Consider the following 25,467-nt stretch of genomic DNA (forward strand, 5'->3'; position numbering starts at 1 on the left):
CGCGGCTTTGGCGATCCCAGACTTGGCGGGTTCTTAAATCGTGTACTCAGTCGGATCGCCGGCCGCAGAATCGATGCGCGGGTCCGGTTGGGAAAGGGTGAGGAAGTTGCGCAGGATGCGATCCATTTGGCGTGATTCTGTAAGAAAAGCGTCGTGGCCTACCGGGGAGACAACCTTCGCCATAGCCAACAGATTTCCCAGATTGCGCGAGATGTGTTCTTGCTGATGGTACGGGTACAAGATATCCGTGTCCACGCCGACGACCATCGTTGGCACCTCGGACGAGCCCAGCGCGCGGTTGAGGCCGCCGCGGCCGCGGCCGATATCGTGGCGGTTGAGCGCCTCGGTGAGGGTGACGTAGGAGCCGGCATCGAAGCGATCGGCCAGCTTGATGCCTTGATAATCCAGGTAGGAGTTAACGGCAAAGCGATTATCGCGGCGGCGGTAAGGCCCGAGCGGGTTCTCGCCGGTCTGTGCCTGAACGCCGAAGCGCTCGTCAATTTCTTGTTCGCCGCGGTAGGTCAGGTGCGCAATGCGACGCGCGGCCGCCAGCCCCTCGCGCGGGCGCTGGGCGGAAGCGTAATAATCGCCGCCGTGCCAGAACGAATCTTGCTCGATGGCCGCGATTTGCGCCGACTGGATGCCAATCTGCCAAGCAGAGGCGCGGGCCGAAACGGCAATGACGCAGGCTGCGTCGAGGAAATCGGGGTGCATCAGTGTCCACTCGAGCGTGCGCGCGCCACCCATTGAGCCGCCGATGACGGCATGCACGTGGGTGATGCCAAGTTCATACAATGCGGCACGCTCGGCCTCAACGAGGTCGCGCACGGAAAGCGCGGGAAAACGTGAACCCCAAGCACGGCCATCGTCTGGGCGCGGAGAAGCCGGGCCGGTAGAGCCTGCGCAGCCGCCCAGTGCATTGGTAGCGATAATGCACCACTTCGTCGTATCCAGCGCCTTGCCAGGGCCCACCAAGTCGGCCCACCACTCGGCCACATTCGAGTCCCCGGTAAGCGCGTGTTCGACCAGGATGACGTTATTGGCGCCATGGGGATCGCCGAGGAGGTGGCCGAAGCGGTGGTAGGCAACGTGGGCGTCGGCAAGCGTGGCGCCGGCTTCGGTGTGAAAATCGCCGATGCTAACTAACTTCATGCCAGTGCGTTAAAGCCCAGCTCGAGGTCCGCGATGATGTCATCGATGTGTTCGATGCCCACGGACAGGCGGATAGTGGATTGGGTAATGCCGGCCGCTGCCAGCGCAGGTTCATCGGATTGCGAGTGCGTGGTGGTCGCCGGATGTACGGCCAGGGAGCGGGTATCGCCGATATTGGCGAGGTTGGAGTGGAGCTTGAGGGCGTCGATAAACGCCCAGGCTTCTTCGCGGCCGCCGTCGATGTCGAAGGAGAGCACGGAGCCCGTGTAGGCGTAGCCGAGCTTTTCCTTGGTGGCCTTATAAGGCGAGGAGTCCAGGCCGGCGTAGTTGACCTTGGTGACCTTGGCGTGGCTTTCTAGGTACTCGGCGACGGCTTGGGCGTTGGCATTGTGCTTTTCGACGCGCAGCCCCACCGTCTCAATTCCATTCAGCGTCAGCCAGGCGTTGAAGGGGGAGATGGCGGCGCCGGTATCGCGCAGCAGGCCGGCGCGGGCCTTGAGCGCGAAGGCTGGGGCGCCGAGGTCGGCGTATTTGAGTCCGTGGTAGGCCTCATCCGGGGTGATGAAATAGGGGAATACGGGCTCGCCGTTGCGGGTGACGGTCCAGTCGAAGGAGCCGCCGTCGATAATCGCGCCGCCGACGGCCGAGCCATTGCCGGTGTAGAACTTGGTGGTGGAGACCACGACGATATCCGCGCCGAGGTCCAGCGGCCGGGCGAGGGCAGCGGTGGCGATGGTGTTATCCACGATGAGCGGGACCTGGTTATTGTGGGCGACCTCGGCGATGGCCGGGATATCAAGGACATCGGCCACGGGGTTGCCGAAGGTCTCGCCATAGAATGCCTTGGTATTTGGCTGAACGGCATCTTGCCAGGAAGCCGGGTCGTCTGGGTCCTCGACGAGGGCGACGTCGATGCCTAGGCGCTTGAGCGTGACGGTAAAGAGGGTGGAGGTGCCGCCGTAGAGGCGCGGGGAAGTCACGATGTGGTCGCCGGCCGAGGCGAGGTTCAAAATGGCCGCGGTTTCGGCGGCCTGGCCGGAAGCGAAGGCTACGGCCGCGACGCCGCCCTCGAGGGAAGCGAGGCGTTCTTCCAGCGCGTCCTGGGTGGGGTTGGTCAGGCGGGTGTAGATGGGGCCGGCGTCGGAAAGATTGAAGCGGTTGGCCGCGTGCTCGGCGTCGTTAAAAACGTAGGAAGTGGTCTGGTAAATCGGCACATTGCGGGCGTTATGGTGCCCGTCGAGGTTTTGGCCTGCGTGTACAGAGCGGGTAGCGAAGGACCAGTTGGAATTGGAGTTATCGTATTTCGTCGTCATGCTTGGCAAGACTAGACCAAGCGGTATGTCTTGCGGACAAAAGCGGGAAAACCCGCTGGCAGCGACGAGAATAAAAATAGACCAAGCGGTCGGTGTGGCGCTTGGTCTGGTGGGGTGTCTTTCTTAGCTGCGGCGGTCGTGCTCCTCGAGCTGATTAGCAATGCGGCTAGTATTCGCGCGGGTGTCATTGCTATTGCGTACGAGCTTGACCACGAGGGCGATAATTCCAGCGAGGATAAGGACGAAAACGAGGATGAGAAGGAGCTCAATCGGACCTAAAGACATCTATTACCTTTCGTTTATAAACGTGGGCTTTATGGTATCACCCCTGTAAAGCGGCCGCGACTGCAGAAAGGCTTTCGCGTAGCTCGGTATCGCTGAGGTGGCCGAAGCCGAGTACAACGCCGTTTTCGGCATCAGCGCCGCCCCAGTAATCGCGCAGTGGGGTGAGTTTGATGCCGCGGGCGGCGGCGCGGGGGACAACGGCCGGATCGCACAGCAAGACCGCGTGGAGGCCACCGTGGATGGGTAGGAGCTGGGCGCCATCGATGGAGCCCAGCGTTTCGGCCACTAGGTTGCGGCGGCGTTTATAGGTGCGGCGCATGCGGCCGGTGTGGCGTCGTAAAGCGCCGCTGGCAAGGTAGTGGGCGAGCGCGGCCTGGGGGATGGAGCCGACGGGTTGGCCGAAGATATCGCGCACACGGTCCACGGCGGGGCGCAAGCGTGGCGGGAGGACGAGGTAACCGCACGCAATCGAGGGGGAAATGACGGAAGAAAAGGTCCCGAGAAGCACGGTGTGTTCTGGGGCGAGTGCGGCCAGGGCAGGCAGCGGCTGGCCGACGTAGCGCAGCTCGGAGTCGAAGTCGTCCTCGATGAGGAGGGCGTCATGTGCGCGGGCCCATTCGACAAGTTCGGCGCGCCGGGCTGCAGGCAGGGAGCCGCCGTAGGGATATTGATGGCTGGGGGTGACGATGAGGGTGTCGAGATCGGCCGCGGGAACGGTGACGCCGTCGGGGCCGGTGGGGATTTCCAGCAGTGTGTGGCCGAGGGCCTGGGGGACCCGGCGCAGGCTGGGGTAGCCGGGGGATTCCACTCCCACGCGTAGCTGTCGGCCAAGAGCACGCAGGAGCACGGAGAGGCCGTCGCGGGCGCCGGCCGTGATGAGGATGCAGGCTGGGTCGACGTTAAGCCCGCGCATATGGCGCAGGTGTGCGGCGACCTCGCGGGGGAGGTCTCCGGAGGGGTCGACGGCCGCAGCGCGCCACGCAGCCCTCCATTCAGGGGTGAGGATTCCCGCGGTGTCGGGCAGTCCGGGCGTCAGTGACACCAGCTCGGGCTCGGCGGCCGGTATGGGGGCCGGCTCCGGGCGCGGGGCGCGGGCGTGGGGGAGTAGCGGGTTGATGACGGTGCCGGAGCCAACCTCGGCCGTAAGGTATCCCTCGGCCGTGAGTTGCTCGTAGGCGGTGACTACGCTGCCTCGGGAAACGCCGAGCTGGGTGGCTAAGGCACGGGTAGAGGGAACGCGCTCGCCGGGCAGGAGGACCCCGTCGGCAACCTGGGCGCGGAGGGCTGCGGCGATTTGCACGGGTAGCGGCCGTGTGTCGGAGGGATCGAGGTGGAGAGGCATTCCCCCATCATAAGTGGTCTAATCCAACACACTGAAAATGGCTCTTGTCTTGTACCAATTGTGTGGGCCACTATGTGACCTATGACTGAACAGGTAAATGAACAAGGGCGCGCCACTACGCGCGTGAAGCGAGGACTAGCCGATATGTTGAAAGGCGGCGTCATCATGGACGTCGTCACGCCGGAGCAGGCGCGCATTGCGGAGGATGCGGGCGCATCGGCAGTTATGGCGCTCGAGCGCGTGCCGGCCGATATCCGTGCGCAGGGCGGCGTGGCCCGCATGTCTGACCCAGAGCTAATTGAGGGCATCGTCGAAGCGGTGGACATCCCGGTCATGGCCAAAGCCCGGATCGGCCACTTTGTGGAGGCGCAGATCCTGGGCGAGCTGGGCGTGGATTTCATCGATGAGTCCGAGGTGCTCAGCCCGGCTGATTACGTCAACCACATCAATAAGTGGGACTTCGACGTGCCGTTCGTATGCGGCGCGACCAACCTGGGGGAGGCGCTGCGCCGCATCACCGAGGGCGCGGCCATGATTCGCTCCAAGGGCGAGGCCGGCACGGGCGATGTCTCGGAGGCCGTGAAGCACCTGCGCACGATTAAGGCCGAGATTGCCCGCCTGCGCCACCTGGATCGCGATGAGCTCTACGTCGCGGCCAAGGAGCTGCAGGCGCCGTACGACCTGGTCGCAGAGGTTGCGGAGACCGGCAAGCTCCCGGTTGTGCTTTTTGTCGCCGGTGGCGTGGCCACGCCTGCCGACGCCGCCCTTGTCCGCCAGATGGGCGCCGAAGGCGTCTTCGTCGGCTCCGGCATCTTCAAGTCCGGCGAGCCCGCCAAGCGTGCGGAGGCCATCGTCAAGGCGGCGACCCTCTACGACCAGCCGGCCGAACTAGCCAAGCTTTCCCGCGGCCTAGGCGAGGCCATGGTGGGCATCAATGTCAACGACGTGCCCGCACCGCACCGCTTGGCCGAGCGCGGATGGTAGCCACCGTTGGGGTGCTGGCGCTGCAGGGCGGCGTCGAGGAGCACCTGCGCATTCTCGATGGGCTCGGTGTTGCTACTCGCAGGGTGCGGGTGCCGCGGGACCTGGAAGGACTGGACGGGCTGGTGATTCCGGGCGGCGAGTCGAGTGTCATCGACAAGCTGGCGCGCAGCTTCGATCTGGCCGAGCCGCTTCGCGACGCCGCAGCTGCAGGCCTGCCGGTGCTCGCGACCTGCGCTGGGCTCATTTACTGCGCCCGCCAGATCGATAACCCCGCGCCGGGGCAGCAGACCCTGGGGCTGCTGGATGTGACCGTGCGCCGCAATGCCTTTGGCAACCAGCGCTTTTCCGAGGAACGTACCGTGCCGGTCGCGATGGGGGAGGACACTCTCGATATTGAGGCGAGCTTTATCCGTGCGCCCATCGTTACCCGCGTTGGCGACGGCGTCGAGATCATCGCGACGGTGCCGAGAGAAGGCGGTGACGCGGTGGTTGGCGTGCGCGAAGGACGCGTGACGGCGCTGAGTTTCCACCCAGAAGAAAATGGCGACGGCCGCGTGCACGCCGCCTGGCTCGATAGCTTCTAAACCCGCGCGCACACTAAAGCCGCCCCGCAGCAAAGCAATGAATGCTGCGGGGCGGCTTTCGCCTGGGAAGACTTACTTCTTCAGGCCGTCGATGATCTCGTTGAACTTAGCAACTGGGCGCATGACGGCAGAGGTCTTCTCGTCATTTGGCCAGTAGTAGCCGCCGAGGTCGGCGGGGTTGCCCTGGGCGTCGACAAGCGCCTGGGCGATCTCGACTGCCTGGGAGGACAGTTGGGAAGCTACGTCCTTGAAGGCGGCGGCGAGATCGGCATCGTCGGTCTGGTTAGCCAGCTCTTCGGCCCAGAAGGTGGCTAGGAAGAAGTGGGAACCGCGGTTGTCGATTTCGCCTACCTTGCGGGACGGGGACTTGCCCTCATTGAGCAGGCGCTCGGTGGCCTTGTCCAAGGTGGCGGCCAGGACGCCGGCCTTCTCGTTGCCGTTGGTTTGCTTTTCGTGGCGGAAGGACTCAGCCAGGGCCAGGAACTCGCCGAGGGAATCCCAGCGTAGGTGGTTTTCTTCTTCTACCTGTTGGACGTGCTTCGGGGCGGAGCCGCCGGCACCGGTTTCGAAGAGGCCGCCGCCGGCCATGAGTGGAACCACAGACAGCATTTTGGCGGAGGTGCCCAGCTCGAGGATGGGGAAGAGGTCCGTGTTGTAGTCACGCAGCACGTTGCCGGTTACAGAGATGGTGTCCTCGCCGCGGCGGATGCGCTCGATGGAGGTCTTGGTAGCGGTTACCGGGTCCTCGATGGAGATGTCCAGGCCCTCGGTGTCGTGGTCCTTAAGGTACTTCTCCACCAGGGACTGGATGTTGCGGTCGTGGCCGCGCTCTGGGTCGAGCCAGAAGATGGTCTTCATGCCGGACAGGCGAGCGCGGTTGACGGCGAGCTTGACCCAGTCCTGGATCGGGGCGTCCTTGGTCTGGCAGGCGCGCCAGATATCGCCTTCCTCCACGTCGTGGGAGATGAGGACCTCACCCTTGGAGTTGCGAACCTCAACAGTGCCCGCGGCCGGGATCTTGAAGGTCTTATTGTGGGAGCCGTACTCCTCGGCCTTCTGCGCCATCAGGCCAACGTTCGGCACGGTACCCATGGTGGTCGGGTCGAAGGCACCATTTTCCTTGCAGTCCTCGATAACAGCCTGGTACACGCCAGCGTAGGAGGAATCCGGAATGACGGCGAGGGTGTCCTGCTCCTCGTCGTTCTTATTCCACATGTGGCCGGAGGTACGGATCATGGCGGGCATGGAGGCGTCAATAATGACGTCGGAAGGCACGTGCAGGTTGGTGATGCCCTTGTGGGAGTTGACCATGGCAAGGTCGGGGCCGTCGGAAAGCGCGGCATCGAAAGCGGCCTTGATTTCTTCCCCATTGTCCAGGTTCTTCAGGCCCTCGTAGATAGCGCCCAAGCCGTTCTCGCCGTTGAGGCCGGCAGCCAGCAGCTCCTCGCCATACTTGTCATATACATCAGCAAAGAAAGCGCGGACGACGTGGCCGAAGAGGATGGGGTCAGAGACCTTCATCATGGTGGCCTTCAGGTGGGTGGAAAAGAGCACGCCCTCTTCCTTGGCGCGCTTGACCTGTGCAATGAGGAACTCATCCAGGGCCTTGGCGGACATGAAGGTGCCGTCGATGACCTCGCCCTTGAGAACCGGCAGCTCCGGCAGTAGGGTCTGCTCGCCGTCGGCGGTCTTAAGGACGATGGACAAGGTGTCCTCGTTTTCCAGGATGACGGACTTTTCATTGTGGCGGAAGTCGTTGTCCGCCATGGTGGCAACGTTGGTCTTGGAGTCCTTGGACCACTCACCCATGCGGTGCGGGTGCTTCTTGACAAAGTTCTTCACGGCCTCCGGTGCGCGGCGGTCGGAGTTGCCCTCACGCAGCACCGGGTTAACAGCGGAGCCCTTGACGGAATCGTAGCGGGCAGCGATGTCCTTTTCTTCCTCGGTGGAAGGATTATCCGGGTAATCAGGCAGGTCGTAGCCGGCAGCCTGCAGCTCGGCGATGGCCTTCTTCAGCTGCACCAGGGAAGCGGAAATATTCGGCAGCTTGATGATATTTGCTTCCGGAGTCTTGGCCATCTTGCCCAGCTCTGCCAGGGCGTCTTCGACCTTCTGCTCTTCGGTCAGGCGCTCTGGGAACTGCGCGGCGATGCGGGCGGCCAGCGAAATATCGCGGGTTTCCACGTCAATGCCAGCAGTGGAAGCGAAGGCCTCCACGATGGGCTTGAGGGAGTAGGTCGCCAGCAGCGGCGCCTCATCGGTACGGGTCCACGTAATCTTTGCCATGATTCTCCTAATTAACGTTGGAAAATTGTTCAAGTGCCCAGAGTACCGATTTTGTGGGCGGCATGTGGGCCAGTTTGCTGATAGTGATCCCCCATTTGCGCCCCTTGAAAAGGGTTGCGTGGCCAGCATCACCCACTGGCTGGCGGGGTGGAGATATTCACGAGCACCCGCTGCAGGCATGCTGCAGATAAACGCGGGGTGTACCCTCACACCCCATGAAAATCATCGACGAGCTAAGCCCGCGCAGCGCCCATGAACCCCGCATTCGGCGTCGTCCGTTGCCTTTGCAAACGGAGATTACCGCTGGTCGCCGCGCTATTGTCATGGTGGCGATGGCGCTTGGTGCCTTTGCCATTGGCACTACGGAGTTCGTGTCGATGGGCCTGCTGCCGCTTATCGCGGATGATTTTGGCATTTCGGAAGAAAACGCCTCAACCCTCATCACCATCTACGCGATGGGCGTGGTGGTCGGCGCCCCGCTGATTGCAGCCTTTACCGGCAAGCTCCCACGCCGTCGCTTGATCCTGCTGCTCATTGGATTCCTCGTGGTGGGAAACCTGCTATCGGTGGTGGCACCGAATTACGCCATCCTCATGGTGGCGCGCTTCATTGCGGGTATGCCGCACGGTGCTTATTTCTCCGTGGCGAACCTTTCGGCCGCATCCATGGCGCCTCCAGGCGGCCGCGGCAAGGCCATGGCCTACGTAGGCATGGGTCTGGCCATCGCCACGGTCATTGGGGTGCCGGCCGCGCAGGCGCTTGGCTCCGCGTTAGGCTGGCAGGCGGCCTACCTTGTGGTTGTGGCGCTGGGCATTATCACCGCCATTGCACTGTTCTTCCTGATGCCGCACATGACGGAGATGAAGCAGACCGATATCCGCACGGAGTTCGGGGCGTTTAAAAACAGCCAGGTGTGGTTCACCGTCATCATGGGTGTGGTGGGCTTTGGCGGCATGTTCTCCGTCTATACCTATATTTCTTGGACCATGACCGAGGTTGCCGGCATGGATCAGAGCCTCATTTGGGTGGTGCTCATGGCCTATGGCATCGGCATGACCATCGGCAATGCCTTCGGCGGCTGGCTGGCGGACCGCAACCTGGAGTTTGGCATCATCTTTGCCTTGGCCTGCCTGATCGTTATTTTGACGGCCTTTTATTTCCTCTCCGGGCACGCCATCCCGGCCACGATTTGCTTTGGCTGCGTGGCATTTATGGGCTCGACTTTGGTGCCTTCTTTGCAGCTGCGGTTGGTGCATGTGGCTGGCGACGCCCAGACTTTGGCCGCCGCGCTCAACCAGTCCGCGTTGAACATTGCGAATGCAGCGGGTGCGACCATTGGCGGCGCCGTTGTGGGTGCCGGCTGGGGCTACTCCGCTCCGGCACTGGCGGGTGCCGGCCTGGCGGCTGCGGGTTGCCTGGTGTGGGCTGCGACGATGTGGGATAAAAAGCGCCTTGCTCGCCATTCATAAACGGACCGATATGCTGGTTGCATGACCCTTACCATCGCGAGCGTTAACGTCAACGGAATCCGCGCTGCGTGTAAGCAGCGCAATGAAAATAATCCCGGCATGAATGCCTGGTTAGAGGCGACTTCGGCCGATATCGTGCTCATGCAAGAGGTGCGCGCTACCCCGCAGCAGGCCGAAAAAGCCTTGGCCCCGGCCCTGGAGGCGGGCTGGCACTTGGCTCTTGCCGACGCCGCCGCAAAGGGCCGCGCCGGCGTGGGCATCTTGTCTCGCACCCCGCTTGCCGACGTCGAAGTGGGCTTCGGCTCCTTTAGCGACGCCGGCCGCTGGATTGCCGCTACCACCCGCGATATTCGCGTCGCTTCTCTGTACCTGCCTTCCGGTGATACGGGTTCGCCGAAATTGGATGAAAAGTACCGCTTCTTGGACGAGTTCCAAGACATTCTGGCGGATAACTCAGCGCGCACGAACCCCGATGGCAGCCCGGCCGAAATGGTGATCGGCGGCGATTGGAATATCTGCCACCGCGCCCAGGACCTGAAGAATAATAAGACCAATGAAAAGAAGGCCGGCCACCTACCCGAAGAGCGCGCCTTCATGGACCACGTCTTTGGGGCGTTCCCGGATGATGAGCCGCAGGAAAAGAAGAACCTGGGGCAGTGGCAGGGCGTTGTCGACTACGCCGGCGGCGAGCCGTGGGCCCCAACCACAGAGCCACAGTGGTTCGACGTGGCCCGTCGCCTCCATCCGGACGAAGACGGCCCCTATACCTGGTGGACCTACCGCGGCCAGGCCTTTAATAACAACGCTGGGTGGCGCATCGATTATCAGGCGGCTACCCGTCCGATGCTGGAGCGCGCGCAGCGCACCTGGGTGGAAAAGGCCCCCACCGTGGAGCAGCGCTGGTCCGACCATTCCCCACTAGTGGTGGAGTACAGCTGATGACGCCACTATTTAGCGTCCTTTATGTAGTCGGCATTACGGCCGAGTCCATGACTGCCGCATTATCCGCTGGACGCCAAAAGCTTGACCTTTTTGGTGTCACCATGATCGCCTCCATGACGGCGCTAGGCGGCGGCACGGTGCGCGATATGATCCTCGATGACCCTCCATTTACCTGGGTAGAACACCCCATTTATCTGGTGATTGTCATCGTGGCAGCAGTGGTGACGGTGGGCATGTCCTTCCTTATGCACTACTTCCGGCATCTCTTCCTCATCTTGGATGCCCTAGGGCTCGCGGTCTTTTCGGTGCTGGGCACCCAAATCGCAGTCCACTTGGGCCACGGGTTCATTATCGCCTCGGTGTCTGCGGTGATTTCCGGCGTCTTTGGCGGCGTGCTGCGTGACCTGCTTTCAGATCGCATTCCGCTGGTCTTTTCCGGCGAATTCTACGCCGCTATTTCGGTGCTCGCCGCGGCGTTATTTATGGCGCTGTACCACGGTGGTCTAGCCGAAGAACCGGCTGCGATCATCACCGCCTCCGTGTGCTTTATTGCCCGCTTGGCCGCGATCTACTTCAAGAAGGGTCTGCCCGTCTTCGAATATCGCGATGCCGAACAGCAGATGGACCCGCGCCTGCGGTTGTCCGCGCGCATCGTGCGCGATGGCGCCCGCAAAGCCAAGCGCAAGGCAGGCGCGGCCACGCGATACGCCAGCCCCATCACGCGTCCGTTGACTAGGCCTTTAAGCCGCCCGTTTAAGAACAAGACACGAGCTTTTTCTACTGCGGCAGAGGGGGCGGACTACGACGATATTTCCAGCAACCGCATCGCGCGCCGTCCGAAGCAACAATCGATTACCCGGCCGAGTGGCCGGCACTCGCCAGGGGCGAGGGGAGTAAACGTGGAGCAGCAGTGGAGCTTTAATAAGGGGGACGTCGGCAAGCGCAAGGCGCCCAAACACAAGCAGTAGTGCTACTATGGGTAGGTCAAAAAATTCAGTAATCTGCAACGGAGAAAGTTCATGGCTCGCGCAATTATTTCTTTCGTCCTCGGCGCTGTAATCCTCGGCCTGAGCATCTGGTGGTGGACCGTTGTTGGTCCGTCCTTCGCTTTCCTCGGCCCCATCGTGCTCATGGGCGTAGGTGGCGCGCTGATGGTTTCCGGTTGGGCCATCCTGATGGACGTGGTCAGCCCCACCTCTCGCAAGATTTAAAATCTTTGCGTCGCATTCCCTCTGCCCTGTGGGTGGGGGGAATTTTTCGATCCGGGAGGGACACTGCTGGGGAAGGATGTGGACCGCGCGCCGGAGCTAGGGGGTAGGATAAAGCACCATGACTGCAGACAATTCCACCGTTTCCCGCGTCCTGTCCGGAATCCAACCCACCGCTGATTCCTATCACCTGGGTAATTACCTGGGAGCGCTCAAGCAGTGGATTGACCTGCAGGACGGCTATGATGCCTTCTACTTCATCCCTGACCTGCACGCGATAACCGTAGAGCAAAATCCCGAGGAGCTGCGCAACCGCACCATCGCGGGCGCCGCCCAGCTTATTGCCCTAGGCATTGACCCGGACAAGTCCACGCTCTTTGTCCAGTCGCACGTGCCCGCCCACGCGGAGTTGACCTGGGTCTTTCAGTGCCTGACCGGCTTTGGTGAGGCCTCCCGGATGACTCAGTTCAAGGACAAATCCGCCAAGCAGGGCTCGGATCGCACCTCGGTGGGCCTATTTACCTACCCGATCCTCATGGCCTCCGATATCTTGCTCTACTCGCCGGATTATGTGCCGGTGGGTGAAGACCAGCGCCAGCACCTCGAGCTAACCCGCAACCTAGCCGAGCGCTTCAACAATAAGTACGGCGAGACCTTCAAGGTACCGGAGCCGTTCATCCCGGAGGGTGCGGCAAAGATCTATGACCTGCAAGAGCCGACCTCCAAAATGTCTAAGTCCGGCGCCAACCCCAAGGGTTTGGTCAATCTCTTGGACGCACCGAAGACCTCGGCCAAGCGCATCAAGTCCGCCGTGACGGATGACTTGGGTTCGGTGGCCTTTGACCGCGACAACCAGCCAGGTGTGTCCAACCTGCTGGTTATCCAGTCTGCACTCACCGGTGAATCCATCGATTCCTTGGTGGAAAAGTACGCCGGCCAAGGCTACGGCCACCTCAAGGTCGATACCGCCGACGCGCTGCAGGAATTTACCACCCCGCTCAAGGCACGCTATGACGAGTTGATGGCAGACCGCGGCGAGCTCGAGCGCATCCTAGCCAAGGGCGCAGAGACGGCGCAAGAGATTGCCCAGCCGCTTGTCGATGCCGTCTATGAAAAGGTCGGCTTCCTTCCTCGCCTGCACAAGTAGTCGGCGGCTGCTTCCCCCATGCACCACCCCACAAAGGGACAAGTGGGCATTTGCCAGTTACTCTAGGTGGGATAAAAACTGTGCGAGCAAGAAGGGAAGCACGTGCCTACCACCACGCAATCCTCCTCGAAGAAGACGGACCACTACGGCATCGAACGCGCCAATGCCGACGATCCCGGTGCGGTAGATAAGATCCGCGCCAAGTCCGGATTCGTTGACCACCTCATGCGCATGAATGAGCGCTACGGTGCCGAAGGCGGCAACCAATTTGCCGCCGGCATCACCTATTACTCGGTGCTATCCATCTTCCCGCTCGCGATGCTGATCGTGGCTACCGTTGCCGCCGTCTTGGCCAACCGCGAGGACTTGCTCAATGATCTGCAATCCCAGATCACCAGTTCCCTCGATGGCGATATGGGCGATACGGTCAACGAGATCCTCGATACCGCCATTGAACAGCGCCGCGCCATGTTCGGCATCGGTGGTTTGACCACCCTGTGGTCCGGCCTGGGCTGGATGAATAACCTGCGCATCGGTATCTCGGCCATGTGGGGAATCGATGCCAACGAGGGCGGTTCCTTCTTGAAGAAGAAGTTGTCTGACCTAGTGGGCCTCATTGGCCTTATCCTGGCGTTCCTCATCGCCTTTGGCGTGACCGCCGCCGGTTCCTCCGGACTTACCCAGAAGATCTTTGAGTGGGTAGGAATCGAGTCCTTCCCGGGCATGGACTTGGTGATTTTCTTTGTCGGCTTGGCTGTGGGCCTATTGGCTAACTTCATCGTCATGTGGTGGCTGATTATGATCCTGCCGCGTACCAAGGTGCCGAAGAAGTCCGGCCTTATCGGCGCGGCCATTGGTGCGGTGGCTTTTGAGGTGCTCAAGCAGCTGTCCACGCTGATCATGTCCTCTGCTACCGGTAGCCCTGCCGGCGCGGTCTTTGGCCCGGTCATCGTGCTCATGGTGGTTATGTACCTAATCTGGCGCGTGGTGCTCTACATCTCCGCATGGACCGCCACCACCGCCGAGTCCCTGAAGTACGCTCACCCGCCGGTCCCGGAGCCGGCCGTTATTCGCGTCCGCAACGAGGTCAAGGAAGGCGCGCCTGCTGGTGCGACCTTCGGCATCGGTGCCGCTATAGGCGCTGCGGCCGTGGGCGCATGGAGCTTGTTGCGCCGTAAGTAAATCTCCTCCTTAGGGGTGAGGACGCAGCGGTCCTTTAGCTTTAGGATGAATCATTATGAACGCCAATGACATCGCCCCGAATCTTTATGAAGAATGGGGACTAGACCGCCGCGATAGCGAGCGGGAACTCTTAGTCTTACTGGAGTCCAAGGATTTATCGCTAGAGCAGCACGGCCAAGACATTGAAGATCCGCGGCGCGCGCAGCTGCGCATCGCTGCCAGCGTCTTGGGCTCTGCTGCCAAGCGGGCGGAATACGATAAGGCGTGCGCGGCGGGGGTGCGCCCCACGTGGGGAGACCTAGGGCAGCTGGGCGCGGTAGGGCAGTGGAACCCGCGGCCACAGCAAGCCCAGCAGCAGGCTCAGTCCTTTCAGCCCGGTCAGGCGGCGGCGCCAGGCCGTCATGCTAAGCAAGAACCACGATTTGCGCAGACCGCGAGCCCCTACGGGTCGCCCTATTCGCGCAATCCCTTTGACCCGCAGCACAATCCATTCCCGCCGGCAACGGCGAACGCGGCCGTCCCCGCACCGCTGCTACAACACCCAGCGCCTGAAATTAGCCAGCGCGCCGGTCAAGATGCGCGCATCGGCATGGCCATCTTGGACCTATTCTTTTTCTCACTCATCAGCGGTAGCTTCGGCGTCGCGCTGCTCTCCGGCGGTGTGGATGAGCTTTCGACGTTTATTGGCGGCGCCATTCTCTTGCTGCTCTATGTTTTGGGCACCGAGTGTTGGCTCGGCGCCAGCCCAGCCAAGCTGCTGATGGGCTACACGGTGCGCGATGTCGACACCAAAGAGCGGCTTAGCCTCACCCAGTCCGCTAAGCGCCAGTGGTGGCGCCTAGTCAATATCGTGCCGGGCCCCGGTACGGTCGCCAGCTGGGTGGGCGCCGGCGTGCATACCTTCACCATTTCGGAGAAGAATAACCGCCGCGGCACCCACGATGAGTGGGCTAACGCCGAAGTAGTGAAAAGGCACCCACGCACATAGCGAGCAGCGCCACGGCGCCGCCGATAACCCAGCCGAGCCAGCCCTGCACCCCGTCCAAGGAGGAGTTCACTGATTGCGCCTGGGTATCGGGCGCCGGCGTTGCTGCAGGGGACGCAGGGGAGTCGGCGTCGGAATGGGCGTCGGCAAGCAACTGCCCTACACCATCACCGGGATGCACCTTATAGGCCTCGTGCAGTAGCTTCTGGGCCTGCTCCCACGCGCGCGGGCCGTGCTCCACGGTGGTATCGAGCAGCACCGCTTGCAGCCGCCGGCCATGGCGGTCAAGCGCGCCGACGAAGGTATGGTGCGCGTCATCGGTAAAGCCCGTCTTGCCACCAATGCCATCCGGATCGTTGAGGAAGAGCCCGTTATCGTTGCCTAATTGGTAACCATCAAGGTCACCCCAGCCGGGGAACTCCACGGATTCCGTATCCACAATCCGCGCGAAGGTCGGGTTATGGAAAGCCGCGCGGTAAATGCGGGAAATATCCTCGGCCGAGGTAGACATGCCCGGGGCATCGAGCCCGGAGTAGCTGGCCGCGTAAGTGGAATTCGTGCCGATCTCGGCCGCCTTGTCATTGACCTTGCGCAATGTGGCTTCGTCCCCGCCCAATTCCTGTGCCAAGGCGTGCGCGGCATCGTTGCCAGAGGCCATGAGCAGGCCCTGCAAAAGCTGTTCCACTGTGTACGTGCCGCCTGGGCCGATGCCCACCGCTGAGCCATCAATCTGTGCCGATTCTTCGCCCACCTCGACCTTCTGGTGTAGGTCCAGCTCGTCGATGACCACCAGCGCCAGCAGCGCCTTGATGATGGAGGCTGGCCGGTAGCGGCCGTTAGGGTCCTTCATTGCGATGATTTCGCCGGAATCGATATCGGAGACCATCCAGGCCGCGGCCACCACATCTTTATCCACCTTGAACCCGTCGGGCAGGGTGGTGCCGCAGGCCTCATTGCTATCCACCGGCGGCAGCGGGGTGGGAGAAGCCTGCCCAGGAGCGAGGCGCTCCGAGGTAGTGGTGGCCTTTTCCGGGCGCTTGGCGTGCGGGCACTTATCGGTATTCGGGGCGGCGGTGCGTGTGGTGGTTGGAGCGGTCGGCGTTTCCGCCAGTGCTAGCGGCGGGCCGCTCGCCAGCACCGCGGCGAGAGAACAAGCGAGAATTCTTTTCATGACATGACACATCTTAGGCCCGTGCCTACGATGGGACGCATGCATGACGCGCCTTTGATTAGCCCTGAAAACAAGGACTCCGCCGCCGACGTGGTGGCCAAGCTTCCTAAGGTCTCCCTCTTTGAGACCATTACCTCCACGGCCGCTACGCCGGAGGAGCTTACCGCGACCATCCGTGAGCGCTACGAGGCCTTGGCCGCAGACGGCGTGGTCTACGCGGAATTGCACCTGGATCCAGCAGCGATTGGCTTAGACGCTGCCACGGTCGTCGAAGCCGCCGGTGCAGCCCGCATTCCTTCCCTCGACTCCCGCATCGTTCTGGCCGGCACGGCCCCTGAGGCAGCAGTGCCTGACGACGCCCCCGTGGTGGGCTACAACCTGCCGCAGGACCAGGCGAGCGCGGCCGCGGACTTCCGCGCCGCTTACCTGCCTACCCAGATTCACGTGGGCGAGGACTTCACAGAAGTAGAACGTGCCGCCCAGGCGGGCGTGAATCGCCTTATCCACCCGGTGAATATGATCGATGACTTCACTGCGAATATCGAAGGCATCGTGCCCGGTAAGGCCTCTGGCTACATCCGCGACCGCCTTATTCCCCTAGTCTTTACCCCACTGGAGGAGACCGAGGAGCTGACCGACCACCCACTGCCACTGCTGCAGCAGCTGGGCTTTACCTGCACCATTTCCTCGGGCGAGACCACTTTGACCAAGCAGTTCCTCGCGCTGAGTGAGACCTTTGGCTATGGGCTGGAGGAATTTTTCGATCTCACCGTCAAAGCAGTGGAGAATTCCTTCGCTGACCAGGAATTACGGCAGCATCTGCTAGAAACGGTTATCCTGCCAGCATACGAGGAACTATCTGATCCGGAGCTTGCTGGACCGGACACGGAGGAATCCCTCGCTGATGCGGCAGACGCCGCTGAAGAATAAAAACGATTAGAGGAGATTTAGATGACTTCTGTACTTTTTGTGGTTACCGCCGCTGAGGAATGGACCCTGGCCGATGGCACCAAGCGCCCCACCGGTTATTGGGCCGAGGAGCTTATTGCCCCGCACCGCGTCTTCCAGGGCGCGGGCTGGGATATCCACTTTGCTACTCCGGGTGCGAAGGCTCCCGTGGTAGATGAGTACAGCCTGGAGGTACTGCCCGATAACGTGCGCATGGCGCAGGAAAATTACCTCGCAGAATTGGGCGTAGCGCTGGAAAACCCAATGAATCTGGCTGAGGTTAATGAGGAAGATTATGACCTCATCTTCTACCCGGGAGGCCACGGTCCGATGGAGGATCTGGCCTATGACCAGGATTCCGCTAAGCTCCTGCAGGCGCGTATGGATTCCGGCCGCGCGCTCGGCCTCGTTTGCCACGCCCCGGCCGCGCTATTGGCCTTGGATAACGAGAATTGGCCGTTCAAGGGCTACAAGATGACTGCTTTCAGCAATGCAGAGGAAGGCGAGGAGATGGTCGCCGCCGCTAAGTGGGCCTTGGAGACTCGCCTGCGCGAGCTCGGCGCGGATTACCAGGAGACCGATCCGATGTCCCCGAACGTCATCGTGGATCGCAACCTGTACACCGGCCAGAACCCGGCTTCCTCTGAGCCGCTGGCACAGCGTATCCTGCGCGATTTCTAAATGCGCGTTTCGCGAGTCCTCAAGGCCGGGGCAGCCCTGACCGGTGTTGTCGGGGTAGCGGGCATGGCGGCGTATGCGCTCAGCCGCCGGCCGTACCTGCGCGAGGTGGCACCGGGCCTGCGCAGCCCGGTTCTGTACCTGCCAATGCATCTGCTTGCCGACGCCACCTTTGCCCGCGCCAGCCGCTTCTTCGCCACCATCGACTTTTCTCGGCCGATCCGGCATGCGGTGGATATTACGGAATTTTCCGCCTCCTTCGATGGCCACGCTTTCAGCGCCCGCGTACTTACCCCACGCGGCGCTACCGCAGGGGCAGCCGCATCCGGGCCGCGCCCCGTGGTGGTGTGGACGCACGGCGGCGGCCATCTCATCGGTGGGCCTGCTATGTATGACCCGCAGAATGCTCGTATGGCGGCCGAGCTGGGCGCCATCGTGGTAGCCCCGCGCTACCACAAGTCCACCGAGGAGCCATTCCCAGCCGACCTCGATGAGTGCTATGCCGCGCTGCGGTGGGTGCAAGAACACGCCGATAAGCTGGGCGGGGATACCTCGCGCATCGCTGTCGCCGGCGATAGCGCAGGCGGCGGCCTCGCGGCAGGCCTGGTCCAGCGCGCCTTCGACGAGGGCCACCCGGTCCGCGCCCTCGGCTTGGTCTATCCCATGCTCGATCACCGCACCACGGATAAAACCGGTGCGGTGGGCCAGTTCATTTGGACGGCCGGTTCGAACCGCGGCGCGTGGTCCATGTACCTGGGAAACGATCACCTGGATGTTGACCTGCCGCCCTATGCTTCGCCGGCCACGCGAGCCGATCTCTCCGGCCTCCCGTCGACCTGGATCGGAGTCGGTGGCATTGACCTTTTCTGCGATGAATCCGTCGCCTTTGCTCGAGCCCTCGACGCCGCCGGCGTGGAAACCACCCTCGACGTGTGGACCGGTGCCTACCACGGGTTTGACCAGATTAAACCCAAGGCCCCGCAATCGCGTGAGCTTATCGACGCCCTCATTGATCACCTCCGCCGTCACCTTTAGAGTCACATACTGAGGGAGGTCAAGCGATGAACTACAACACGCACGTGTCGTGGGTCGTATTCTTCGTCAGCGCTATTGTGCTCGGCCTGATACTGGGCGGGGTCTTTGGATTAGGAACCTTTGCCCGGTCCGTGGTCGGACTCGGCCTGTTTATCGTGTGGCTGCTTTTCGATAAATACATGCGCGACCGGAGCCGACGCCAAGAAAAAGAAGAACGGGGCCACTAAACGCAGAAAGCCGCCCCTTCTCCTCCCATCTGCTGTGCGGTGGGGAAGAAGCAAGGCGGCACAGAACGTGCGGGTTTAGAACTTGGAGAAGCGCTTGATGAGCATGTCTTCCAAGCCCTTCCACGACTCGGCGTGCTCGGTATAAGGCTTGGAGGGGACATAGCCGGCGTGCTCGGTGGAGCCGAGCATATAGCCCAAGTAGTCCTGCAGGCGGGGGTTGGCCAGCATATAGGAGTTAATGGAATCGTCGCCGGCCCAGTCAGCGGCATCGGCGCATACTTCGTAGCAGCGTGCCATCTGATCAGAATCGACGGCCTCTGGGCCCTTTTCGATATCGCGCACAATGCCATTGAAAGAGTACTGGTTATCCGGGTGGACCTGTACCTCCAATTCGCCGGCGTTGGCAGCGGAGACAACCTCTTCCCAGGTGGATACGCGGGCTAGGTCGTGGTCATCGTTGTCCATGATCCAGCGCACCAAGGTCTTCGGGGAATCGAAGGTGAAGATCTCGCCCCACTTGCCCAAGAAGATGGGCTTGCCATCCAGGTAGGTGCGCAGGGTGTAAACGGACTTGGATTGCGCGGTGATCTTGATGGGATCGATGCCGGCGGCGGCCCACGGGGAATTATCGTACGGGTCGGCTGCCTCGGCGGCGGCCTTGCGCTTTTCTTCGGCTTCCTTAGCCGCAGCGGCGGAGGCGGCGGCAGCAGAAGAGATGCGCTCCTCGGCATCGGAAACCTTGGCCGCATCAAAGTCATCGCTGGAGACTACGCGAACGTGCTTGTCCAGGTCCTCGATGACCGCCTTCCAATTGCCGGCGATGACGTGGCCCACGCCGGACCACTCGCTCATGCCCTGCTCGCCGGAGTAATGGTCGGCGCCACGGGAGACATTGCGCAGGATGGAGTGGGAAGCGAAGAAGATGGTGGTGTGTTCTGCACCGGCGACGTCAGCAAGCGCGGAGGCAATCTCCAGGTTGCGGGCCACGGTGGAGACGTTCTGGTGGCTCGGGCGACCAGCTAGCGCCACCGGCATGCCGATGAGGTCATACTCATCGCGCTCGGCTGGGGTAACGCGGTCCGCATCGCGGCCGGCAAACTGGTCCCAGTGCGGGTGGTCCAGCAAATCATGCTTAGTGCCAGACTCCACGAAGCACAGCAGCTCGGCGGGTGAGTTAAAGGCTAGGACGGCCTCGTCATCGCCCAGAAAGGCCTGCCACTCGGAGCCATGTTGGCGCCACTTGGGTGCCCAGAGGGTATAAAAATCGCCCTCGGTCAGCGAGAGCTTTACAGGTACAATTGCGCGGGTGCTCATGGCGTTTTAGTCTACCCAACGCCCTAAGCAGCGCGCGAGGCCGCACCGGCCTTAGGCCGTGGGCCGCCAAAAGCCTTTGAATTGCATACCCATATTTGTGGTGCGCAGCGGGTTGGTTTGCACCGGGTCTCCGGCCTCCACGATTTCGCCATTGCCGGAATACATTGCCACGTGCCCATCCCATACCACCAGGTCACCGGGCTGCAATTGATCCGCGCTGACCTGCTGACCGATGGCTTGCTGGTCCGCAGTGCGCGGTAACTCCACCCCGGCCTGGGAGTAGGCCCATTGGGTAAGTCCCGAACAATCAAACCCGCCGTTTCCGGTACCTCCCCATACATAGGGCTGGCCCACTTGGCTCTTTGCGGCGGCGACGGCAGCCTGACCGGCGGCCGAACCACCTTCGGCCGCGGGCTCTGGTGTGGGCGAGGGAGAGTGCGCCTCGTGTGCCGTAGCGTCGGCTCCAGCGCCTGCCGCAGGTTGCTCCGGAAGGGTAGTGGGATGTGGGGAGCTGGTGGGGTGCGCGGGGGCGTCGGCAAGCGCGGAGCGTACTGGCCGCTGCGCCACCGGTTGTAAAGATTGAGCGGCCGCGCTGAGATCACCCATCAAGCGCTGCACGCGAGCAGTGGCCATGCCCAGGTGCTGGGAGATAAGCGCGCGCAGCTTGGCCATGGCGGCGGCACGCGTGGACGGATCCAGCGAAAGGAGACCCAGCGCGGTGGGAAGTCCCTGGCGCAGCAATTGTGTCGCGATGCCCACCAGATCCCGGATGGTGCCTGTCACTAAAGTGCGGGCCTGGCCGAGCGCAGCCGAGATGGCTTCCTTATCGAGGTCGATGTTTTTCGCTGACTCGAGTAAAGGAGCGGGATTGCCGTGGGCGATGGCTGCCAAAGGCGCGGCGGCTGAAAGGTCAGGCACGCGGGGAAGCTCTACCTCCGGAAGCTGCGCCGGTTGCATGGTGGCGATCTGCTTGAGCGCGGTATCGAGCATCTACATCGCCGCCCCAAGATGCTGGCCTAGCGCGGCATCGGTATCTTCAGCCTCGCGCGACATGTGGAAACCGGAGTGGGCTACCTGCCCCATATCGTTGCGCAGCACGCTCATGCGCGCGCCCACATTATCGAGCGCGGCATGCACGGCCTCATTAAAAGCAGTGAAGGCGGAATCTTCAGGCAAAACAGGGTGGGGCGGATTCTCCCCTTGGGACTGGGCATGCAGGTCGCGGGCGAGGTGGCGGGCATAGTCGGTATCAATCGTGAAAGGTCTCATGTCCTATTGGACTGCCCAATGGCCCATTTGGTTCCCAAAAAGTTTAAAGTGGTGGTCATGGACATCCACGTAGTAGACCACCCGCTTGCCGCCGCCCGCCTGACGCTTATGCGCGATGCGCGCAGCGATAACTCCGCCTTCCGCGCCGCTTTAAAAGACTTGGGCGCCATGCTCGTGTACGAAGCATCCCGCGACCTTGCCGTGGAGAACTTCGACTGCGCCACCCCGGTTTCTACCGCACAAGGCACCCGCCTGCAGGACCCTCCTATCATCGTGCCGATCATCCGCGCCGGGCTGGGCATGGTGGATCCGGCCCTGTCCATGATTCCGGATGCACAGGTCGGTTTTATCGGCATGGCCCGCAATGAAGAGACGCACGAACCGGTGCCGTACCTGGAAGCACTGCCGGAAGATCTCACCGGCCGCACTGTGTTTGTGGTGGATCCGATGCTGGCTACCGGTGGTTCTCTGCTGCACGCATTGCGCCTACTTGCTGACCGCGGCGCCACCGATATCACCGCCATTTGCATGGTCTCGGCACAACCGGGCGTGGATGCGCTGGCCGAATCCGGCCTGCCGGTACGTTTGGTTACCGCCGCCATCGATCCTTCCCTGAATGAAGAGGCTTATATTGTGCCGGGATTGGGCGATGCTGGCGACCGCCTCTACGGCCCGCGCAATATCGACCTTTAAGGTAGTGTTCTCCCTGGAAAGGCGACCGCACTTTCCAGGGGGAGTATATGAGTTTCATTAATTTAATGTGGTCGAGTTATGGCCACGGATTTTCACAGCAATTGCGGCGCGTGCGGAAACGTAGGGGGATTTCGCAACAGGCGCTCGCGGAGATTTCTGGGGTCTCCCGCAGCCAAATTTCCAATTTGGAGCGCAATGAAAATGGCGTGCACGCCATGGCGGATCCGCAACTTTCTACGGTATATAAGCTGGCCCTAGCCCTAGAGATCCCGCCGGCGGTATTGCTGCCAGCCGGTGGGGACGTGGTGGAAGGGCACTTAGCTGATTCCGCGGTGGCGGCCGCCGAGGATGTCGCGCCCTTCCCACAAGGCTATGTGGATCAGCGTCGGTTTGCCGCTACGTGGAACGGGGCCTTGACCTAGCGCACCCCGTATCACCACCTGAGTTACTGAACCGCATGGTCTAGTTGTAGACTTTGCACCCAGACGTATTTCATCGACAGGGAAGGCACGCGGATGATCTCGGAATTCATCAACGAGTGGTTCAATGCCCACCGTGCGGAGGTCATCGCGTGGCGGCGCCATATCCACCGCCACCCGGAAACCGCGAACCAAGAGGTAGGAACCACCAACTTTCTCGCCTCAATCCTGCAGGACTACGGTCTGGTGCCCCAGCGTTTCCCACAGACCGGCCTCATGGTAGACATTGGCCCCGATACGGAATTAGGCCGATTAGCTTTCCGTGCGGATATTGATGCCCTGCCAGTTACCGAGGTCACCGGCCTGGAATATACCTCTGAGGTGCCCGGCAAGATGCATGCTTGCGGCCACGATGTACACACCACCGTGGCCCTCGGCTTGGCCTGCGCGTTGGCGGATTTTCAGCGCGTCCACGACCTGCCGCTGGGAATTCGCGTCATCTTCCAACCCGCCGAAGAAGTATGGGTCGGCGGTGCGACCGACGTTATTGAATGGGGTGCGTTGGAAGGCGTGCATTCCATTTTTGCCATCCACGCCGAGCCCAAGCTGCGCGTAGGCCGAATTGGCATTCGCGCCGGGGCGATAACCTCCGCTACTGACGTAGTGGAGCTCAATATCAAGGGTCCGGGCGGTCATACCTCCCGTCCGCACCTGTCCGCCGACGTCGTCTATGCTCTAGGCAAGGTCATCACCGAACTGCCCGCGCTGCTCTCGCGCCGCGTTGACCCGCGCACCGGCACCGTTTTGGTCTTTGGCCAGGTCAATTCCGGCTACGCACCCAACGCTATTCCGGAGACGGGCAGTTTGACCGGCACCATGCGCACGGCCGATATTGGCATCTGGCGCGATATGCAAAGCCTCTTTACCGAACTGGTGGATCAAATCCTCGCGCCGGTAGGCGTAGAACATGAGCTGACCTATAACCGCGGCGTACCGCCGGTGCTTAACGACGACGTCGCAACCGCCCTGCTTGCCTCCGCGGCCCAATCCATCGACCCGCAGGCCGTGGTCCAAGCCCCGCAGTCCTCCGGTGGCGAAGACTTTTCCTGGTACCTGGAAAAGGTCCCCGGTTCCATGGCGCGGCTGGGCTGCTGGTCCGGCGAAGGCGAGCAGCATGATCTGCACATGGGCGATCTTATCGTGGACGAGCGGGCCATCGGTGTGGGCATTAAACTCTTCGGCGCCGTGGTTGAACAGTTCATAGGGGAGAACGCGGAGACAGACTAACGCGCTGAAAGGTTCTACACGTTAAACTCGTAATCGACTTTTAAAGTGGAGCCGATAAAGGAGCAAGTGCGTGTTGAACCAGACCAAGCGAATCGTCATCATCGGCGGCGGCCCAGCCGGCTATGAGGCTGCGTTGGCAGGTGCGAAATATGGTGCAGAAATCACCATTATTGAAGACCAAGGCATGGGCGGCAACAGCGTTATCTTGGACTGTGTTCCTTCCAAGTCCTTCATCGCTGGCGCTAATATCAAGACCGACCTGCGCCGCGCCGAAGATATGGAACTTAACCAGGGCATTGGCCAGGCCCACCTTTCCTTGACCGCACTGAATAAGCGCGTGCAGGATCTGGCAAGCAAGCAGTCCTCCGATATCCGCGCCACCGTGGAGTCCCTGGGCGCACGCGTTATCGATGGCCGCGGCTACTTCCCAGAGGATCAGGAAGCCGATGCCTTCGGTGGTCACAAGGTCACCGCCGTCTTTAACGAGGATGGCCACGAAGAAACCATCAACGCAGATCTCGTCTTGGTAGCTACCGGCGCCACCCCTCGTATTCTCCCTGGCGCTCAGCCGGATGGTGAGCGCATCCTTACCTGGCAGCAGGTCTATAACCTCACCGAGCTGCCGGAGCACCTCATCGTCGTCGGTTCCGGCGTCACCGGTGCCGAGTTCGTCTCTGCCTTTGCGGAGCTCGGCGTTAAGGTCACCATGGTTGCCTCCCGCGACCGCATTTTGCCGCATGACGACGCCGACGCGGCCGACGTCCTCGAGACCGTGCTGAGCGAGCGCGGCGTTGAGCTGGAAAAGAACTGCCGCGTGGAAACCGTTAACCGCACCGAGGACGGCAATGTGCTGGTGACCACTCAAGACGGCCGCGAAATTACCGGTTCCCATGTCATCATGTCTATCGGCTCCATCCCGAATACCAAGGACTTGAAGCTGGAGAACGTTGGCGTGGAAACCGCCAAGTCTGGCCACATTCAGGTTGACCGCGTCTCCCGCACTAATATCGCGGGCATCTACGCAGCGGGTGACTGCTCTGACCTTTTCCCGCTGGCTTCCGTCGCCGCAATGCAGGGCCGCGTAGCCATGTATCACGCCCTCGGTGAGGGTGTGTCCCCTCTGCGCCTAAAGACCGTGGCTAACGCCGTCTTTACTCGCCCAGAGATTGCCGCTGTAGGCTTCACCCAAGCAGAAATCGAGGCCGGTGAAGTCGCCGCCCGCACCATCACCATGCCGCTAAAGACCAACCCGCGCGCCAAGATGCGCTCGCTCCAGCACGGCTTTGTCAAGCTCTTCTGCCGCGCGACCTCCGGCCGCGTTATCGGTGGCGTCATCGTTGCGCCGACCGCCTCCGAGCTCATCCTGCCCATCGCCATGGCCGTGACCAATCAGCTCACCGTGAACCAGCTGGCCGATTCCTTCGCCGTTTACCCGTCTCTGTCTGGCACCATTACCGAGGCTGCGCGACGCCTCGTGGCTCACGACGATTTGGAGTAAAGTTTCTTTCGGTTCCTTTCTTTTGCGCCCGCCCTTGGTAACCAGCCTA

The 25,467-nt window shown here is 61.8% G+C and carries 26 protein-coding genes; 17 read left to right on the plus strand and 9 right to left on the minus strand.

What is annotated here, in order from left to right; translation table 11 throughout:
* Window positions 1-33: 33 nt before the first annotated feature.
* From metX to ACLI1L_RS02735, 4 genes are all read right to left on the minus strand, one after another.
* Entirely contained in the window at window positions 34-1,152 is a 1,119-nt protein-coding gene (metX, locus tag ACLI1L_RS02720; protein ID WP_411707976.1) for a homoserine O-acetyltransferase MetX, read from the minus strand.
* Window positions 1,149-2,465, minus strand: coding sequence for an O-acetylhomoserine/O-acetylserine sulfhydrylase (locus tag ACLI1L_RS02725; protein WP_411707977.1), 1,317 nt, complete (start codon window positions 2,463-2,465; stop codon window positions 1,149-1,151). Before ACLI1L_RS02725 ends, metX begins: the two co-directional genes overlap by 4 nt.
* Before the next feature lie 123 nt (window positions 2,466-2,588).
* Window positions 2,589-2,750, minus strand: coding sequence for a hypothetical protein (locus ACLI1L_RS02730; RefSeq protein ID WP_023020654.1), 162 nt, complete (start codon window positions 2,748-2,750; stop codon window positions 2,589-2,591).
* Between the two features lie 37 nt (window positions 2,751-2,787).
* Window positions 2,788-4,092, minus strand: a complete 1,305-nt coding sequence (locus ACLI1L_RS02735) for a PLP-dependent aminotransferase family protein (protein ID WP_411707978.1) — start codon at window positions 4,090-4,092, stop codon at window positions 2,788-2,790.
* Window positions 4,093-4,173: 81 nt separating this feature from the next.
* Here ACLI1L_RS02735 and pdxS point away from each other — a divergent pair, with 81 nt between their 5' ends.
* A complete protein-coding gene (pdxS, locus tag ACLI1L_RS02740; RefSeq protein WP_023020656.1) occupies window positions 4,174-5,076 on the plus strand; it encodes a pyridoxal 5'-phosphate synthase lyase subunit PdxS in 903 nt (300 codons plus the stop codon).
* Window positions 5,070-5,660 carry a pyridoxal 5'-phosphate synthase glutaminase subunit PdxT gene (pdxT, locus tag ACLI1L_RS02745; protein WP_086587845.1) on the plus strand — a complete coding sequence of 197 codons (591 nt, stop codon included), beginning with the start codon at window positions 5,070-5,072 and terminating at the stop codon, window positions 5,658-5,660. The genes pdxS and pdxT overlap by 7 nt, the downstream gene beginning before the upstream one ends.
* Before the next feature lie 72 nt (window positions 5,661-5,732).
* On the opposite strand, the gene ACLI1L_RS02750 is transcribed toward pdxT, so the two are convergent.
* Window positions 5,733-7,946 carry an NADP-dependent isocitrate dehydrogenase gene (locus tag ACLI1L_RS02750; protein ID WP_411707979.1) on the minus strand — a complete coding sequence of 738 codons (2,214 nt, stop codon included), beginning with the start codon at window positions 7,944-7,946 and terminating at the stop codon, window positions 5,733-5,735.
* Window positions 7,947-8,161: 215 nt separating this feature from the next.
* On the opposite strand from ACLI1L_RS02750, the gene ACLI1L_RS02755 reads away from it, so the two are divergent.
* From ACLI1L_RS02755 to ACLI1L_RS02785, 7 genes are all read left to right on the plus strand, one after another.
* Entirely contained in the window at window positions 8,162-9,415 is a 1,254-nt protein-coding gene (locus tag ACLI1L_RS02755) for an MFS transporter (protein ID WP_200288216.1), read from the plus strand.
* Window positions 9,416-9,436: 21 nt separating this feature from the next.
* On the plus strand, window positions 9,437-10,354 hold the full coding sequence (locus ACLI1L_RS02760) for an exodeoxyribonuclease III (protein ID WP_411707980.1): 918 nt from the start codon (window positions 9,437-9,439) through the stop codon (window positions 10,352-10,354).
* Complete coding sequence (locus tag ACLI1L_RS02765; RefSeq protein ID WP_086587851.1) at window positions 10,354-11,325, plus strand: trimeric intracellular cation channel family protein; 972 nt, start codon at window positions 10,354-10,356, stop codon at window positions 11,323-11,325. Before ACLI1L_RS02760 ends, ACLI1L_RS02765 begins: the two co-directional genes overlap by 1 nt.
* Before the next feature lie 51 nt (window positions 11,326-11,376).
* A complete protein-coding gene (locus tag ACLI1L_RS02770; protein ID WP_049383615.1) occupies window positions 11,377-11,568 on the plus strand; it encodes a hypothetical protein in 192 nt (63 codons plus the stop codon).
* Between the two features lie 118 nt (window positions 11,569-11,686).
* Window positions 11,687-12,712, plus strand: coding sequence for a tryptophan--tRNA ligase (trpS, locus tag ACLI1L_RS02775; RefSeq protein WP_411707981.1), 1,026 nt, complete (start codon window positions 11,687-11,689; stop codon window positions 12,710-12,712).
* A gap of 102 nt (window positions 12,713-12,814) precedes the next feature.
* A complete protein-coding gene (locus tag ACLI1L_RS02780) occupies window positions 12,815-13,894 on the plus strand; it encodes a YhjD/YihY/BrkB family envelope integrity protein (protein ID WP_411707982.1) in 1,080 nt (359 codons plus the stop codon).
* Window positions 13,895-13,949: 55 nt separating this feature from the next.
* Window positions 13,950-14,882 carry an RDD family protein gene (locus tag ACLI1L_RS02785; RefSeq protein ID WP_411707983.1) on the plus strand — a complete coding sequence of 311 codons (933 nt, stop codon included), beginning with the start codon at window positions 13,950-13,952 and terminating at the stop codon, window positions 14,880-14,882.
* Here the strand turns inward: ACLI1L_RS02785 and ACLI1L_RS02790 are convergent.
* Window positions 14,845-16,050: a D-alanyl-D-alanine carboxypeptidase family protein gene (locus ACLI1L_RS02790; RefSeq protein WP_411707984.1), complete on the minus strand. Its 1,206-nt coding sequence runs from the start codon at window positions 16,048-16,050 to the stop codon at window positions 14,845-14,847. The genes ACLI1L_RS02785 and ACLI1L_RS02790 overlap by 38 nt on opposite strands.
* Before the next feature lie 39 nt (window positions 16,051-16,089).
* On the opposite strand from ACLI1L_RS02790, the gene ACLI1L_RS02795 reads away from it, so the two are divergent.
* The 4 genes from ACLI1L_RS02795 to ACLI1L_RS02810 are packed head-to-tail and all read left to right on the plus strand — an operon-like array spanning window position 16,090 to window position 18,938.
* A complete protein-coding gene (locus ACLI1L_RS02795) occupies window positions 16,090-16,980 on the plus strand; it encodes an adenosine deaminase (protein WP_411707985.1) in 891 nt (296 codons plus the stop codon).
* Between the two features lie 21 nt (window positions 16,981-17,001).
* Window positions 17,002-17,679 (plus strand): type 1 glutamine amidotransferase domain-containing protein, encoded by a 678-nt coding sequence (locus tag ACLI1L_RS02800; RefSeq protein WP_411707986.1) that lies wholly within the window; start codon window positions 17,002-17,004, stop codon window positions 17,677-17,679.
* On the plus strand, window positions 17,680-18,711 hold the full coding sequence (locus ACLI1L_RS02805; RefSeq protein WP_411707987.1) for an alpha/beta hydrolase: 1,032 nt from the start codon (window positions 17,680-17,682) through the stop codon (window positions 18,709-18,711).
* 26 nt (window positions 18,712-18,737) lie between these two features.
* Window positions 18,738-18,938 (plus strand): hypothetical protein, encoded by a 201-nt coding sequence (locus ACLI1L_RS02810; RefSeq protein WP_411707988.1) that lies wholly within the window; start codon window positions 18,738-18,740, stop codon window positions 18,936-18,938.
* A 75-nt stretch (window positions 18,939-19,013) separates the two neighbouring features.
* Here ACLI1L_RS02810 and ACLI1L_RS02815 read toward each other — a convergent pair whose 3' ends face one another.
* The 3 genes from ACLI1L_RS02815 to ACLI1L_RS02825 are packed head-to-tail and all read right to left on the minus strand — an operon-like array spanning window position 19,014 to window position 21,521.
* Entirely contained in the window at window positions 19,014-20,252 is a 1,239-nt protein-coding gene (locus ACLI1L_RS02815) for a hypothetical protein (RefSeq protein ID WP_411707989.1), read from the minus strand.
* 51 nt (window positions 20,253-20,303) lie between these two features.
* The gene (locus tag ACLI1L_RS02820; RefSeq protein WP_411707990.1) at window positions 20,304-21,242 is read right to left on the minus strand and encodes a C40 family peptidase; all 939 of its coding nucleotides are present in this window, start codon (window positions 21,240-21,242) and stop codon (window positions 20,304-20,306) included.
* Window positions 21,243-21,521 (minus strand): chemotaxis protein, encoded by a 279-nt coding sequence (locus tag ACLI1L_RS02825; RefSeq protein WP_411707991.1) that lies wholly within the window; start codon window positions 21,519-21,521, stop codon window positions 21,243-21,245.
* Window positions 21,522-21,578: 57 nt separating this feature from the next.
* Here ACLI1L_RS02825 and upp point away from each other — a divergent pair, with 57 nt between their 5' ends.
* The 4 genes from upp (at window position 21,579) to ACLI1L_RS02845 (ending at window position 25,418) form a co-directional block, all read left to right on the plus strand.
* A complete protein-coding gene (gene upp, locus ACLI1L_RS02830; RefSeq protein ID WP_239205855.1) occupies window positions 21,579-22,214 on the plus strand; it encodes a uracil phosphoribosyltransferase in 636 nt (211 codons plus the stop codon).
* Between the two features lie 47 nt (window positions 22,215-22,261).
* On the plus strand, window positions 22,262-22,636 hold the full coding sequence (locus ACLI1L_RS02835; RefSeq protein ID WP_411707992.1) for a helix-turn-helix domain-containing protein: 375 nt from the start codon (window positions 22,262-22,264) through the stop codon (window positions 22,634-22,636).
* A 93-nt stretch (window positions 22,637-22,729) separates the two neighbouring features.
* The gene (locus ACLI1L_RS02840; protein ID WP_411707993.1) at window positions 22,730-23,920 is read left to right on the plus strand and encodes an amidohydrolase; all 1,191 of its coding nucleotides are present in this window, start codon (window positions 22,730-22,732) and stop codon (window positions 23,918-23,920) included.
* A gap of 70 nt (window positions 23,921-23,990) precedes the next feature.
* Window positions 23,991-25,418 (plus strand): NAD(P)H-quinone dehydrogenase, encoded by a 1,428-nt coding sequence (locus ACLI1L_RS02845; RefSeq protein WP_086587868.1) that lies wholly within the window; start codon window positions 23,991-23,993, stop codon window positions 25,416-25,418.
* Window positions 25,419-25,467: the final 49 nt, after the last annotated feature.

Origin of the sequence: Corynebacterium sp. LaCa117 (assembly GCF_046717765.1) — a bacterium.
GTDB lineage: Bacteria > Actinomycetota > Actinomycetes > Mycobacteriales > Mycobacteriaceae > Corynebacterium > Corynebacterium kefirresidentii.

Bases quoted from the DNA above. Each gene is read 5' to 3' on its own strand.
- metX (WP_411707976.1), bottom strand. From the start codon at position 1,152: ATGAAGTTAGTTAGCATCGGCGATTTTCACACCGAAGCCGGCGCCACG.
- ACLI1L_RS02725 (WP_411707977.1), bottom strand. From the start codon at position 2,465: ATGACGACGAAATACGATAACTCCAATTCCAACTGGTCCTTCGCTACC.
- ACLI1L_RS02730 (WP_023020654.1), bottom strand. From the start codon at position 2,750: ATGTCTTTAGGTCCGATTGAGCTCCTTCTCATCCTCGTTTTCGTCCTT.
- ACLI1L_RS02735 (WP_411707978.1), bottom strand. From the start codon at position 4,092: ATGCCTCTCCACCTCGATCCCTCCGACACACGGCCGCTACCCGTGCAA.
- pdxS (WP_023020656.1), top strand. From the start codon at position 4,174: ATGACTGAACAGGTAAATGAACAAGGGCGCGCCACTACGCGCGTGAAG.
- pdxT (WP_086587845.1), top strand. From the start codon at position 5,070: ATGGTAGCCACCGTTGGGGTGCTGGCGCTGCAGGGCGGCGTCGAGGAG.
- ACLI1L_RS02750 (WP_411707979.1), bottom strand. From the start codon at position 7,946: ATGGCAAAGATTACGTGGACCCGTACCGATGAGGCGCCGCTGCTGGCG.
- ACLI1L_RS02755 (WP_200288216.1), top strand. From the start codon at position 8,162: ATGAAAATCATCGACGAGCTAAGCCCGCGCAGCGCCCATGAACCCCGC.
- ACLI1L_RS02760 (WP_411707980.1), top strand. From the start codon at position 9,437: ATGACCCTTACCATCGCGAGCGTTAACGTCAACGGAATCCGCGCTGCG.
- ACLI1L_RS02765 (WP_086587851.1), top strand. From the start codon at position 10,354: ATGACGCCACTATTTAGCGTCCTTTATGTAGTCGGCATTACGGCCGAG.
- ACLI1L_RS02770 (WP_049383615.1), top strand. From the start codon at position 11,377: ATGGCTCGCGCAATTATTTCTTTCGTCCTCGGCGCTGTAATCCTCGGC.
- trpS (WP_411707981.1), top strand. From the start codon at position 11,687: ATGACTGCAGACAATTCCACCGTTTCCCGCGTCCTGTCCGGAATCCAA.
- ACLI1L_RS02785 (WP_411707983.1), top strand. From the start codon at position 13,950: ATGAACGCCAATGACATCGCCCCGAATCTTTATGAAGAATGGGGACTA.
- ACLI1L_RS02790 (WP_411707984.1), bottom strand. From the start codon at position 16,050: ATGAAAAGAATTCTCGCTTGTTCTCTCGCCGCGGTGCTGGCGAGCGGC.
- ACLI1L_RS02795 (WP_411707985.1), top strand. From the start codon at position 16,090: ATGCATGACGCGCCTTTGATTAGCCCTGAAAACAAGGACTCCGCCGCC.
- ACLI1L_RS02800 (WP_411707986.1), top strand. From the start codon at position 17,002: ATGACTTCTGTACTTTTTGTGGTTACCGCCGCTGAGGAATGGACCCTG.
- ACLI1L_RS02805 (WP_411707987.1), top strand. From the start codon at position 17,680: ATGCGCGTTTCGCGAGTCCTCAAGGCCGGGGCAGCCCTGACCGGTGTT.
- ACLI1L_RS02810 (WP_411707988.1), top strand. From the start codon at position 18,738: ATGAACTACAACACGCACGTGTCGTGGGTCGTATTCTTCGTCAGCGCT.
- ACLI1L_RS02815 (WP_411707989.1), bottom strand. From the start codon at position 20,252: ATGAGCACCCGCGCAATTGTACCTGTAAAGCTCTCGCTGACCGAGGGC.
- ACLI1L_RS02820 (WP_411707990.1), bottom strand. From the start codon at position 21,242: ATGCTCGATACCGCGCTCAAGCAGATCGCCACCATGCAACCGGCGCAG.
- ACLI1L_RS02825 (WP_411707991.1), bottom strand. From the start codon at position 21,521: ATGAGACCTTTCACGATTGATACCGACTATGCCCGCCACCTCGCCCGC.
- upp (WP_239205855.1), top strand. From the start codon at position 21,579: ATGGACATCCACGTAGTAGACCACCCGCTTGCCGCCGCCCGCCTGACG.
- ACLI1L_RS02835 (WP_411707992.1), top strand. From the start codon at position 22,262: ATGAGTTTCATTAATTTAATGTGGTCGAGTTATGGCCACGGATTTTCA.
- ACLI1L_RS02840 (WP_411707993.1), top strand. From the start codon at position 22,730: ATGATCTCGGAATTCATCAACGAGTGGTTCAATGCCCACCGTGCGGAG.